The sequence below is a fragment of the Loktanella sp. S4079 genome (assembly GCF_000967725.1).
GTDB lineage: Bacteria > Pseudomonadota > Alphaproteobacteria > Rhodobacterales > Rhodobacteraceae > Yoonia.
In genome coordinates this window covers 736,221-749,162 of sequence record NZ_JXYE01000002.1, presented here as the reverse complement: position 1 = coordinate 749,162, position 12,942 = coordinate 736,221, and the positions used below count along the sequence as shown (strand labels likewise).

Here is a 12,942-nt window from a genome sequence, read left to right as displayed (position 1 = left end):
AGGATGCTTTGTAACAAATCCATGACAGCGGGGCCAAAAGCTTAGTCTTCGGCGTACCACCAAACGTCTGGCTGCCAACCCGGCCAATCGCCAAAGATCGGCATTGTCTCGGGGAAGTGCAGGTTCTTGGAATGGGCAATACGGCTAATGTTCCATTGGTAGATCGGGATGACATAACGCCCAGCTGTGAGGGTCCGGTCCAGAGCTTTGACTGCCGCGACAAAGTCATCTTGGCTTTCTGAAGTCAGCAAACGCCCGATCATCGCGTCAACAGCAGGGGATTTCACGCCCATCAAATTGCGGCCGCCGGTTTGATCCGCGTTTTCCGAGCCAAAATAGTTATACTGCTCGTTGCCCGGCGACAGTGAAACCCCGCGACGATAGTAAACCATGTCAAATTCGTAGACGTCAGTGCGTTCTTTGAATTGTGCGCTATCGGCAACTGTGACGGTGGGTGTCACACCAATGCGCGACAAGGATTCCACAAACATGTCGATGATCGCTTGGTTTTCGGTCGCCCCCTGATCAAGCAGGATATCAAAGGTGAACTCTTGTCCATCAGCGTTTTTCATGACGCCGTCTTGCACAGTCCATCCGGCAGCAGCCATTTGATCGAGCGCCGCCCCAGTTCCCGCGCGGTTGCGTTCGCTGCCATCAGCGACGGGTAGGCTATATCCCTCGAGCGTGCCAGGAACCAAATCTGCTGCAAACGGTTCAAGGAAGGCGCGCACTTGGCCCTCGGCAGGACCGTGCGACATTGCCAGTGGAGAATTTGACCAATATGACGTGATCCGTGGCTGCACAGAACCCGTCATCGTTTGGTTGATGAACTCAAAGTTAAAGACATGCAGCATCGCGTCGCGCACGCGCCAGTCCTCAAAAATGGGGCGGCGCGTGTTCATCGCGAAACCAGTCATGCCAGATGGACGTTCATGCGTCAGAACCGATTTTATCACGTCACCGCTTTGCACAGCAGGGAAGTCATACCAGCTATCCCAACGCGCGACGTTAAATTCGCGGTTCGAATTTACCTCGCCGACCTTAAATGCCTCAAAGGCCGCTGTTTCATCACCAAAGAACTCTAGGCGTACCTCGTCGATGTTGTTGGTCCCAACCCGGAATGGCACGTCAGCGCCCCAATAGTCTGGGTTACGCTTGAGCGACACAAAGCGCCCCGGCTCGAAATCGTCGATGACATAGGGGGCCGACGTGATCGGCACGATATCGGTGGTGCTTTCGGCGAAATCGACACCTTCCCACTGCGCCTTTTTCAAGATCGGGCGCATGCCAGCCAGTAGGGCAAGCTCGCGATCTTCGACATTGAAATCGAAACGGACGGAACGCTCGCCAGTCTGTTCCATGCTTTCAACCTTGGACCAGAAACCCAGATAGCGTGGATGCCCAATCGTGCCGAGTGTCTCGTAGGACCACATCACATCTTCGATGGTCATTGGGCTGCCATCAGAGAATGTAATCCCTTCACGTAGGGTAAACTCGACCCACTCACGATTCGGTCCCGTTTCGACCGATTCGGCCAAAACACCGTATAGAGAGAAGGGTTCATCAAGGCTGCGCCCCATCAGGCTTTCGCCCAAAAAGTAGCGCAACTGCCAGGGCACAGAACCTTTTCGGATAAATGGGTTCAGGCTATCAAAGCTCCCCACCTCGGCGGTGACGATATGACCACCCTTGGGGGCTTCGGGGTTGGCATAGGGCAGGGACACAAAATCCGGTGGTAGTGCCGGATCACCATACATAGCTATGCCATGCTGCGGTTCTGCGCTGGCCAAGCTGCCAGCCGCGATCAATGCCAGCGATGCCGAAAAGCGCTGCCATCTTCGTTGAAAATGAATTGTCATTTGTATGGTGCCCCGTTGCTTTGACTTGGTTATTTCTTCGGATCGTAAAGCGGCTTTTGGGGCTTTTCAAACTTTTAGCTTGGAGCCACGCAAGGGATTGCTTATAAAGAGGTTACTGCTCGATAGGTTTCTTGCCTGTATGAAACCTGCCTCAATAACTTCACGCCCGCCTTGTGCGGGCGTTTTTTTATTGGGTTTTCCAACATTTTGTGGCCTTTGCAGTTGCAGCATGTAGACTGAGTCGCAACGCAACATGACGGAGCAGGATTCCATGTCACTTTCAGGAAAAACCGCGGTAATTACAGGGTCCAATTCAGGCATCGGGTTGGGTGTCGCACGCGAATTGGCCAAGGCTGGCGTCAATGTGGTGCTAAATTCCTACACTGATACGGCAGAGGATCACGCGCTCGCAGCTGAAATTGCGGCTGAAACCGGCGTCACGGCCCGATACATCCAAGCAGACATGTCCAAGGGCGATGAATGCAGACGTTTGATCGCTGATGCACGTGGATGCGATATCTTGGTGAATAATGCGGGTATTCAGCATGTGGCTCCGGTTGAAGAGTTCCCCGGTGGCAAATGGGATGCGATTATCGCGATTAATTTGTCGTCGGCATTTCACACCACTGCTGCTGCGATCACAGGGATGCGCGAAAAGGGCTGGGGACGGATTATCAACATCGCCTCCGCCCATGGGCTGACTGCTTCACCTTACAAATCGGCCTATGTCGCCGCGAAACATGGTATTGTGGGCTTTACAAAAACAATTGGTCTGGAAACCGCCCAAGAACCAATCACCTGTAATGCGATTTGCCCCGGCTATGTGCTGACTCCCTTGGTCGAGGCACAGATCCCCGATACAATGAAAGAATATAATATGTCGCGTGAAGACGTGATTAAGAACGTCATGCTCGAGCGGCAACCATCCAAGACATTTGCAACGACCGAACAATTGGGAGGCACTGCATTGTATTTATGTTCTGATGCAGCAGCGCAGGTGACAGGGACAACCATCAGCGTCGATGGTGGTTGGACTGCGCTATGATCCGGATCAACCTCGCGCTTCAGGGGGGCGGCGCGCATGGCGCTTTTACCTGGGGCGTGTTGTCCAGATTACTACAAGAGGATGATATTGAAATCGCAGCCATCGCTGGCACATCAGCGGGGGCACTCAATGCGGCAGCGCTCAAGTCTGGTTGGGTGACAGGTGGGCGGCAAGGCGCAATCGATAATCTTGAATGGCTATGGGGGGAAATCGGCGCAGTCACTGATCACAGACTGTCTGACTGGATTTCGTCCATTGCCCCCACAGCACATATTTGGGCGAATGCGCTAAAATACTCGCCGGCCTATGCCGCCTTTGATATCACCACGCGGTTACTGTCACCCTATACATATGGGCCCGCAATCCGGAATCCTCTCGAGGCGATCGTCAATCAGTTTCACTATGACACCATTTGCGGAGAAGAGGGGCCCGAGCTCTACATTTGTGCAACCAATGTACGATCAGGAAAGGTGCGGGTCTTTAACAATTCAGAGGTTTCACCCAACGCTATTTTGGCTTCTGCTTGTTTGCCCAACATCTTTCAAGCTGTGGAATTCCAAGACCCAAAGACGGGCCAGACAGAGGCATATTGGGACGGTGGGTATACCGGGAACCCGGCGCTTTTCCCGTTGTTTGAGAAACATTTGCCAGACGACATTCTAGTCGTGAACATCAACCCGCTCTACCGGGATGACGTGCCAATTGACGTGCAAGGTATTCACAACCGGATCAATGAAATCAGCTTTAACAGTTCTCTTTTGCGCGAACTGCGTGCGATTGCCTTTGTCAAAAGGCTCATCGCCGACGGCTCGGTTCCGCGGGGTGCCATGAAAAATGTGCTCGTTCACATGATTGCCGATGACAGCCTCATGAACGAACTCAACGTTGCAACCAAGACGATCCCAACCCCTGTGGTCCTAAGCCGCCTGCGCGAAGCAGGTGAGAGCGCGGCGGATAGTTTCCTTGTCCAGCATAAGTCGGACCTGAATAAGAATGGGACCGTCGATCTGGTCGAGATGTTTAGCTAAGCAATTTGTAGGCAATCGCCCACATCACGAAGCCGATGATGACGTCTAAGACCTGCCATGCCTTGGCGGACTGCATCACGGGGGCAAGCAACCTTGCCCCGTAGCCAAGCCCAAAGAAAAACACGAAGGAGGCCAAGACCGCACCCGCGCCAAAGATCAGCTTTTCCGGTCGCGAGACATATTCGACAGAAATGGCCCCGATCAAGCCAAGCGTATCCAAATAAACATGCGGATTAAGCCATGTGAGAGCAGCGGCTGTGCCCAACGTTGCCCATAGCCCCGCCGATTTTCCGGCAAGCCGCATCGCATATTCACCTTTGTAGGCGGCCCACAAACGCATTGCGCCGTAAACGATCAAGAACGCCGCGCCGCCCCAAGTCATGATTTGGGGAAGCAGGGGGTATAACTCAACGATCGCGCCGAACCCCAGCACGCCCGCCGCAATCAGCAAGGCATCGGATCCCGCACACAAAAGGCAAAGCCAGAAAACATGGTTCCGTGCGAGCCCTTGACGCAAAACAAAGGCGTTTTGCGCACCTATGGCGAGGATCAGGCTAAAGCCAGTTGCAAATCCGGTTAGTCCTGCACCAAACACTTAACTCGCGTCCTCAATCTGTTCGGTGCCATTCTTTTTCGCTGGGTAGACAAGACCCGCCGAGATCACCAGTTTCGCTGCATCCTCAACCGTCATGTCGAGAACTTTGACCTCGCTTTCAGGCAAAAACAGCAAGAACCCGGATGTGGGGTTAGGCGTTGTCGGTAAGAATACGGTCACGACGGGTTCACCATTGGTCAGTTTTTTCTCGATCTCGCCCTTGGCATTGGTCGAAATAAACGCAATCGCCCATATTCCCTTGCGCGGGTATTCGACCATACAGGCCTTATCAAAAGAGGTATCTCGCTGAGAAAAAACCGTTTCTGCCAATTGCTTGGCAGCGTTGTAGACCGACCGAACCACGGGCATCCGATCAACAAGGCGTTCGCCGATCCCCAAGAATGACCGCCCAATCAGCCCCTTACCAATCCAGCCGACCAGAACGGTAAAGATGAGAAAGATGAATACGCCAATGCCGCGTACATTCACCGTGATTTGATCCGCAGGACCACGGTTAAGAATGCGATTGATCAGTGCTTCTGGATGATATGCATCCGGCACAAATGGCCAGACCCAACTGTCGATCCAGCCCACAACAGTCCAGATCAACCAAAGCGTCAAACCAATTGGCGCAACAATGATAAGCCCAGCTAGAAAGTTGCTACGGAGCCGCGCAAACAGCCGCAATCGGCCACGGCGTTTTGGATCGTCATTTGACGCTTCAATCATGTGTTTATTCTCAAAATCGCTCTGATGTTTGATCTAGGGGGCGGGCCATCAGCCGACAAGCCCGCCTGATAAAGCTTTATGATATTTTTGCCAGTTCGATTGCAATTTGAGCAGCCAGACGCGCATTGTTTCGAACAAGTGCGATATTTGCTGTCAGTGAACGACCCTCGGTGAGTTCAAAAATACGCCCAAGCAAGAAGGGCGTCACAGCCTTGGCGCTGATGTTTTGATCCTCTGCTTCTTGCAAGGCTTGCGAAATAATCGGAGCCAGTGCATCAGCAGGGATCTGGTCCGCGGCAGGGATAGGATTTGCAACGAGTTGTCCACCCGACAGCCCCATTGCGGTGCGCGTCAACTGTGCGCGCGCAATGTCAACGGCCGCATCCATGCGTATTGGCGCGGCGAGGTCGCTTTGCGCCGACCAAAATGCAGGCAAAACGTTTTGGCCAAACGCAATCACAGGAACACCAAGCGTTTCAAGCACCTCAAAAGTCTTGGGCAAATCCAAAATCGCTTTTGCACCTGCACCAACGACAGTGACAGGTGTTTGCGCCAATTCCTGTAGGTCGGCAGAGATGTCAAAGCTGAGTTCCGCACCGCGATGAACCCCGCCGATACCACCAGTTGCAAAGACATGAATGCCCGCAAGATGCGCCGCGATCATCGTCGCCGCCACCGTTGTCGCTCCGGTTCCGCCTGTGGCAATACAAGCAGCCATATCAGCACGCGATAGCTTGGCGACGTTTTCAGCTTGGCCCAGTTGATCTAGTTGATCGGCCTCAAGCCCCACGTGTAGCAAACCGTCAATGACGGCAATCGTTGCAGGAACAGCCCCCGCGTCGCGCACGTCAGCTTCGACAAGGCGCGCGGTTTCCACGTTCTGCGGAAAGGGCATGCCGTGCGTGATAATTGTGCTTTCCAAAGCCACAATAGGGCGGCCATCTGCGCGCGCATGTGCAACTTCGGTGCTGTAGTGGATTGAGATGGTCATAGGGGTGTTTCTCCGGATACGTAGGTCGCGGCGGCATTCAACGCGCGTTGTAATGCGTCTGAACGGTTCATTCCTTCAGCCTCGGACGCGATATGGGCAGCCATAAAAGTGTCGCCAGCACCGGTGACGCGGGTCACCATGACCGCTGGCGGGGTTTGCGTGATGATATCTTGGCCTGTCGCCTCTGAAGCAGATTTTCCGCCATCGGTGACCAGCACACGGTGCGCACCACGTTTCGTAAGGGCCAGCGCCGCGGCAGCGCTGTCGTCAAATTCCGTGTGACACAGCAAACTCGCTTCTTCGAGGTTCACATAGAGTGTCGCCGAAGGATGGCCGAGCAGGGCGAGCAGGCGCTCCGCCTTACCGGGTGAGGCAGGTGCCACGCGTAAATCTGCGCTGCGAAAGAGTTCGGAACGCGCGATCTCTTGGAGGAGCTCTTCGGTCAGATTTCCATCAAGCGCGACCGTCCCCGCATATGGGCGATCAGCTGACCCAAGCGCACCATTCGCCAAAGCCCGGAGGATCTTATCGCCCGCAGCCTCAAGCGAATGCGCATCGGCGATTGCAGCAATCAGCCCGTTCGCACCTTCCACCGCCATATAGACATCAGTAGGCAAGTCATCAGACCGATAGATGTGATCGCAAATCATACCCATACGGGTTGCCTCGGCGACCAGTTCATCACCCTCGGCATCACGACCGATCGCGGTCAAAAGGGCAGGGGTCATGCCAAAGCGGCGCAGGGTCATTGCGATGTTCATCGCAACACCACCGGGTAAACGTGTGATCCGCCCCGGAACATCGGACCCCACACGCATAGAGCTCGCGGTGCGGCCGATCACATCCCACAGGACGGACCCAATACAAAGAATATCAGCAGAGTTTGTCATTTGCCTGTTCTGACCGAGCACGCAGCGAACCGCAAGCGCAGTCACAGCCCATCGGCCACCATTTTGCGAATTTTGATCGCCTTTTCAAAATGGTCGAGCTGATGCGTTTCAATCCACCATGTCGCACAGGCCATGAGCGTTTCAGGATCGTCGTTCTTGTTGGTGAAAAACGCATAAAACGAGAGGCCGACATTCTCGCCCTTTTGCGCGATTTTCTTGTCGCAGGTGGCCACTATTTTGGCACGCAAGTTTTGCTTCATTTTGGCACCGCAAATGTCAAATTCGCCCAAAGCGTTTCCCAAACCGCGCCTGTTTCCGCAGCTATCGCGGCAGCGGGCTCTCGCAAGACGACAGCATCGACCATGTAACTATTGCCCGCGATGACAGGAAATTGCGCAATGCCATCGGTGTTTGTGCGGTGGTACGTCACCGCGACCGCACCATCTGGCTGCTTTTCAAAAACTTCAACTTGAACATCTGCGCGCGGATCATGCCGATAAAACACCTGTACGGTCATGCCGTCTTGTAGGTCATCCGTGTAAGGGTTGTTCAGCGCGACGATTTCGGTCTCAAGTCCCACGCGCAAGTCCTGCCCAGCACCATCGCCAACGGCGATCAATGTCTTGGAATAGCGTGAATAGATCTCTTTAAAATCAGCCTCTGGCAGCCCGCGCGCGCGCTGGCGTGACAAAACATCGCCGAAATCCTTGTGATCCACGAAATTCTGGAACTTTTCCCAAGTTGCATAATCAACTGTCGCATTGGTGGATTGATAGGCGACGACATTCAGGCCTTCTGCGACCGGGGCCTGGTTCAGCGCAGGGCGATCCCCCATGCGCCCTTCAACATTCCGCCCGGTTTCACCCGCAATGTTCACGAAATGCACCAACCGTTGTGGTAAATACACCTGACGCGTGCCAACGAAATTCTGACCATTGACAATATGCGCCTCAAGGCTACCGTCCGGATCAATCTGATAAGCTATTGGTTCCAACCAAAACTCGTGGGCCACAGCCGGCATCGCAATTACAGAAAAGAGAAAAGCAAAAATGCGCATAGGTGTTTCCTTGTCCAACGCCGCAAAGGTCGTTCATCGCTCGATATTGTCAAGCATGATCACGCTAATGTTGATCGTCAGCGGGATGGCACAAGCGCATGAAGTTCTCCCGAGTATCATGAACCTCAGCGCCTCTGAAGGCAGCTTGAATGTTGAAATCGACGTCAATGCTGAAGCACTGCTCGCAAACGTTGACCTGAGCACTGTCGAAGACACAGATGCAGCCGAAAACGCAGCCGATTATGACGCGCTACGCGGCTTAGCGCCTGACGAAATCGAAACACGCTTTGCAGATTACTGGCCCATCTTCTTCGACAATTTTTCAGCAAACGCCGATGGGACCCCTATCGATTTTGCTGAAATGGATATCACCGTTCATGAATCTGAAAACGAAAGCGTTATTCGTATCAGCACCTTGCGACTGACGGGTAGCTATCCAACGGATGCGACACATTTTCAGATCGGTTGGGATAGCGCATATGGCACGTTGATCGTGCGCCAAAACGATGTTGACGGCGAAGCCTATACTGCAACCCTGAACCAGGGTGCCACGACAGAGCCGTTCTTGATCCAAGGCGGATCGCTCCAGACAGGCTGGCAGGTCTTTGGCGCCTATATTCCGATTGGATTTGACCATATTGTGCCAAAGGGTCTCGACCACATCCTCTTTGTCTTAGGGCTGTTTTTCTTGTCCGCACGAATTGGGCCGCTGTTGACACAGGTCTCTCTCTTTACCTTGGCGCATACACTCACGCTCGCGCTTGCTGCATTGGGCTACGTGCGCTTACCCGGCAGCATTGTCGAACCTCTCATCGCCGCATCTATCGTCTTTGTCGCGCTCGAAAACATCTTTACCAAAGGCCTAAGCCGCTGGAGGCCAATTGTCGTCTTTGGCTTCGGTCTTCTTCACGGTCTCGGCTTTGCTTCTGTCCTTGCTGAATTCGGCCTGCCGGACCATGCGTTCATTCCAGCGCTGATCGGGTTCAACATTGGGGTCGAGGTTGGACAGCTCGCCGTCATCGCCGTCATGTTCCTCTGCGTCTGGCAAGCACTGCGCATCGACCGCGGCGCGAACGAGGCCAACCAAGGCTTTGCCCTCTATGCCGTACTCTTGATCGCCGCTGTTGCGCTCTCGATATTGAACCCATCAGGGTTGCAAACATTGGCCGAAGGCCCTGTCTGGCTTTTCACCGGCCCGTTGGCGCTCATCTTTGTTCTCTGCATAGGATCGATCCAACTGCGCGATCAGGTCGATGCCTTCCGGCGCATCGTCGCAATCCCAGCCTCGATCGCGATTGCGGTCATAGGCGCCTATTGGTTCATCGAGCGGGTCTTTCTTTAAAATAAACCCTCGCTTTGTACAAAATACTCCCGCCGGAGGCATCCAAAGGGTTGCGTCCGGCGCGATGGGCGGTTAAAGCGCACCCACTTAATCCCGCAGGCGGGGACGGGTCCAATGGGGAGACATCCCAAAGGGTCCAACGGTTGTTCTGAATGTTTCAGGATCTTCCCCCGCTGAGGTTGAAACCGGAAAAGGAAAAAAGACATGGCTCTTCCTGAGTTCTCCATGCGTCAACTGCTCGAAGCTGGCGTTCACTTTGGTCACCAGACCGCGCGCTGGAACCCTAAAATGGGTCAGTACATCTACGGTTCGCGCAACGGCATCCACATCATGGACCTGACACAGACTGTTCCAATGCTGGATCAGGCTCTGCAAGTTATCCGCGACACCGTTGCCAAAGGCGGCCGCGTTCTGTTCGTTGGCACCAAACGCCAAGCAGCGAAACCAATCTTGGAAGCTGCCGAGAAATCCGCACAGTTCTACATGAACCACCGTTGGTTGGGCGGCACACTGACAAACTGGCAGACAGTTTCTCAGTCGATCAACCGTCTTAAAGCAATCGACGAAGCTTCTGCAACTGGTTTTGCTGGCCTGACCAAAAAAGAGCGTCTGGGCATGGAGCGTGAACAGGCGAAACTCGAAGCGTCTTTGGGCGGTATCCGCGAAATGGGCGGCGTTCCTGACCTGCTTTTCGTCATCGACGTCAACAAAGAAGATCTGGCCATCGCAGAAGCGAAAAAACTGGGTATCCCAGTTGTAGCAGTTGTTGATACAAACTGCTCACCAGAAGGCGTTGACTATGTGATCCCAGGCAACGACGACGCAGCACGTGCGATCGCGCTCTACACTGACCTTGCTGCTCGCGCAGCACTGGACGGCATGTCCGCTCAACTCGGCGCTGCAGGCGTTGACATGGGCGCCATGGAAGAGCTGGCCGAAGAAGTTCTGGCTGAAGAAGCTGCTGCTGAATAAGCGTCACAAAACGGTCGGGTAGGGGGATTACCCCCTTCCCACAGATGAATGAATTCCGTTTAAGGAGAGATAACATGGCAATCACCGCTGCAATGGTGAAAGAACTGCGCGACAGCACTGGCGCAGGCATGATGGACGCAAAAAAAGCGTTGACCGAAAACAATGGCGATATTGAAGCTGCTGTTGACTGGCTGCGCACAAAAGGCCTCGCAAAAGCTGCGAAAAAAGCTGGCCGTACAGCTGCTGAAGGTTTGGTTTCTGTTGCGGTTTCCGGTGGCACAGGTGTTGCTGTCGAAGTGAACTCTGAAACAGACTTCGTTGCGAAAAACGCTGACTTCCAAGCAATGGTAGGCAAAATCACACAGGTTGCTCTGGGTGTTGCAGATGTTGACGCGCTGAAAGCGGCTGATCTGGACGGCAAATCTGTTGAGCAGACTGTGACTGACGCTGTTGCTGTGATTGGCGAAAACATGTCCGTTCGCCGCATGACCAAAGTCGAAGGCGCATCCGTTGTGAACTACGTCCATAACGCTGTAACTGCTGGCATGGGTAACATCGGCGTTCTCGTCGCACTGAGCGGCGAAAACGAAGAGTTCGGCCGTCAGGTTGCAATGCACATCGCTGCTGCAAACCCTGCTGCGCTGTCCGAGGATGATCTGGACCCAGCAGTGGTCGAAAAAGAAAAACAAGTTCAAATGGACATCGCACGTGAATCTGGCAAGCCAGAAGCTGTGATCGAAAAGATGATCGTTGGCCGTATGAAAAAGTACATGGCTGAAATCACTCTGCTCAACCAACAGTTCGTTGTGAACCCAGACCTGACCGTCGCTGAAGCTGCGAAAGAAGCTGGCGTAGAGATCACTGCTTACGCACGTTTGGCTGTTGGTGAAGGCGTCGAAAAAGTCGAAGAAGACTTTGCTGCAGAAGTTGCGAAACTAAACGTATAATTAAATCCGACTATCTATATTGCTTTAAAGCCCGCTGAGATTTCAGTGGGCTTTTTTGTGCCGAAAGCCAAAGTTTACTATTTCACTCAACTGAGACTGTGCAATTATACGTTGAACGCATTACATTTTGGAAAGACGATAATGAGCTCGTCAATTGTTACCGACACGAACGACCAATACAGCTGGGACACGATTGAAACTGTCTTTGATGACTATGGAGAAATCATCGAAAGAATTACATCTTACGACAATGGTATTCAAAAAATAGAAAGTTTTCTCGGGGGGCAAATACAATTTATCGCGCAGGTCGATACTTTGGATATTTCAAACTGGAATTATAAACTGAGCGAATTCGATCAATATGGAAATCTTTCCTCGCGCGGCACCGTCTTGGATAATGGCATTTCATACCAGTGGTATTACGAACTGGGTCAACTCAGTGAGTTCGTACAAATCGACCATAACAACGCGAAAAGCTGGGACCATATCTTCGCAACCTACACTGAAAATGGGGAAATTTCCGAGCGTTCCGTACTCTATGATAATGGAATAGGCCTCTATGAAGAGTACGAAGCAGGGCAAATAGCGTTTTCATATAAACGCGATCAGAATGATGTTGCGAATTGGACTTCCATTGAAACGATCTACGACGAGTATGGAAGCAAATTAAATCGTACAACGCTCTACGATAGCGGCCAAATAAAGTACGAATCTTTTGAGAACGGCACCCGAAGAGCAACGGAGCAATACGATGGTTTCTTACCATGGGAAGCGCCCTCAGAAGACGGAGGCGCATATTCCTGGGAGAGTATCTACACGATCTATGATGCGTCCGGCGAACTTGAGCATCGCGAGACCACCTATGACAATGGCGTTTCGAAAGAAGAGTTTTTCGAAAATGGAAAGAATGTCGAAACTATCAAGCTGGACCTCGAGAACGCAGAGACCTGGGATTCGATCGTCTTTAACTACGACAGCGATGGTAGAATTGCACAGTCTACAACGCAGTATGATGACGGACGGAGCAAAGAACTCATTTACGAGGAAGGCCAACTAAAAGCAGTTTACATTTCGGATAATGCAGATGCCTATGGCTGGTCCGGTAAGCTGTCCGTATACGATGATGATAGTCACCGGTATTTTGCCGGCACAGAGTATGATGACGGAGACGCAATTATTTGGCTTTTTGAAAACGACATCAAGCAAGAAAGAATTGAAGTCGATGGGGACGAGAGCGAATCGTGGCTAATGAAGGTCACACAATACGGTGATTCGGGTCCGAACACAGTCTACTATGATGAGTATGACGATATTCCAGTGGACTATATCGACTACTTACCCATGTACGCAGAGCAGTTCTGATCTAAACGAAACGCGGCACCGTGCTCGGGAAAAGACACGGTGCCGCTATGACTTATGTACACCCGATTTCGGGACGAGGGCATACAATCATCAGGGGTGCTGATGCCGACGGGCAAACCCTTGGC

At 52.8% G+C, this 12,942-nt stretch carries 13 protein-coding genes; 6 read left to right on the top strand and 7 right to left on the bottom strand.

Going from position 1 to position 12,942, the window contains the following annotated elements; translation table 11 throughout:
• Nucleotides 1-41 precede the first annotated feature (41 nt).
• Nucleotides 42-1,859 carry an extracellular solute-binding protein gene (locus TW80_RS04865; RefSeq protein WP_045996179.1) on the bottom strand — a complete coding sequence of 606 codons (1,818 nt, stop codon included), beginning with the start codon at nucleotides 1,857-1,859 and terminating at the stop codon, nucleotides 42-44.
• Between the two features lie 271 nt (nucleotides 1,860-2,130).
• On the opposite strand from TW80_RS04865, the gene TW80_RS04860 reads away from it, so the two are divergent.
• Together TW80_RS04860 and TW80_RS04855 are read left to right on the top strand one after the other, a co-directional pair.
• Nucleotides 2,131-2,904 carry a 3-hydroxybutyrate dehydrogenase gene (locus TW80_RS04860; RefSeq protein WP_045996178.1) on the top strand — a complete coding sequence of 258 codons (774 nt, stop codon included), beginning with the start codon at nucleotides 2,131-2,133 and terminating at the stop codon, nucleotides 2,902-2,904.
• Nucleotides 2,901-3,932, top strand: coding sequence for a patatin-like phospholipase family protein (locus TW80_RS04855; RefSeq protein ID WP_045996177.1), 1,032 nt, complete (start codon nucleotides 2,901-2,903; stop codon nucleotides 3,930-3,932). The genes TW80_RS04860 and TW80_RS04855 overlap by 4 nt, the downstream gene beginning before the upstream one ends.
• Here the strand turns inward: TW80_RS04855 and TW80_RS04850 are convergent.
• The 6 genes from TW80_RS04850 to TW80_RS04825 all read right to left on the bottom strand — a co-directional run bounded on the left by TW80_RS04850 (nucleotide 3,925) and on the right by TW80_RS04825 (nucleotide 8,194).
• Entirely contained in the window at nucleotides 3,925-4,527 is a 603-nt protein-coding gene (locus TW80_RS04850) for a LysE/ArgO family amino acid transporter (RefSeq protein WP_045996176.1), read from the bottom strand. The two genes, TW80_RS04855 and TW80_RS04850, sit on opposite strands and share 8 nt — an antisense overlap.
• The gene (locus TW80_RS04845) at nucleotides 4,528-5,256 is read right to left on the bottom strand and encodes a DUF502 domain-containing protein (RefSeq protein ID WP_045996175.1); all 729 of its coding nucleotides are present in this window, start codon (nucleotides 5,254-5,256) and stop codon (nucleotides 4,528-4,530) included.
• A 76-nt stretch (nucleotides 5,257-5,332) separates the two neighbouring features.
• Nucleotides 5,333-6,247: a pseudouridine-5'-phosphate glycosidase gene (locus TW80_RS04840; protein ID WP_045996174.1), complete on the bottom strand. Its 915-nt coding sequence runs from the start codon at nucleotides 6,245-6,247 to the stop codon at nucleotides 5,333-5,335.
• Nucleotides 6,244-7,137, bottom strand: coding sequence for a PfkB family carbohydrate kinase (locus TW80_RS04835; protein WP_045996173.1), 894 nt, complete (start codon nucleotides 7,135-7,137; stop codon nucleotides 6,244-6,246). Before TW80_RS04835 ends, TW80_RS04840 begins: the two co-directional genes overlap by 4 nt.
• A gap of 41 nt (nucleotides 7,138-7,178) precedes the next feature.
• Nucleotides 7,179-7,397 (bottom strand): DUF6500 family protein, encoded by a 219-nt coding sequence (locus TW80_RS04830; protein ID WP_045996172.1) that lies wholly within the window; start codon nucleotides 7,395-7,397, stop codon nucleotides 7,179-7,181.
• Nucleotides 7,394-8,194: a DUF4198 domain-containing protein gene (locus TW80_RS04825; RefSeq protein WP_045996171.1), complete on the bottom strand. Its 801-nt coding sequence runs from the start codon at nucleotides 8,192-8,194 to the stop codon at nucleotides 7,394-7,396. Before TW80_RS04825 ends, TW80_RS04830 begins: the two co-directional genes overlap by 4 nt.
• 10 nt (nucleotides 8,195-8,204) lie before the next feature.
• Between TW80_RS04825 and TW80_RS04820 the strand changes: the two genes are divergently transcribed.
• From TW80_RS04820 to TW80_RS04805, 4 genes are all read left to right on the top strand, one after another.
• On the top strand, nucleotides 8,205-9,536 hold the full coding sequence (locus TW80_RS04820; protein WP_239450488.1) for a HupE/UreJ family protein: 1,332 nt from the start codon (nucleotides 8,205-8,207) through the stop codon (nucleotides 9,534-9,536).
• Nucleotides 9,537-9,740: 204 nt separating this feature from the next.
• Nucleotides 9,741-10,508: a 30S ribosomal protein S2 gene (rpsB, locus tag TW80_RS04815; RefSeq protein WP_045996169.1), complete on the top strand. Its 768-nt coding sequence runs from the start codon at nucleotides 9,741-9,743 to the stop codon at nucleotides 10,506-10,508.
• 74 nt (nucleotides 10,509-10,582) lie between these two features.
• A complete protein-coding gene (gene tsf, locus TW80_RS04810; protein WP_045996168.1) occupies nucleotides 10,583-11,455 on the top strand; it encodes a translation elongation factor Ts in 873 nt (290 codons plus the stop codon).
• Nucleotides 11,456-11,596: 141 nt separating this feature from the next.
• Entirely contained in the window at nucleotides 11,597-12,817 is a 1,221-nt protein-coding gene (locus TW80_RS04805; protein WP_045996167.1) for a hypothetical protein, read from the top strand.
• Nucleotides 12,818-12,942 lie beyond the last annotated feature (125 nt).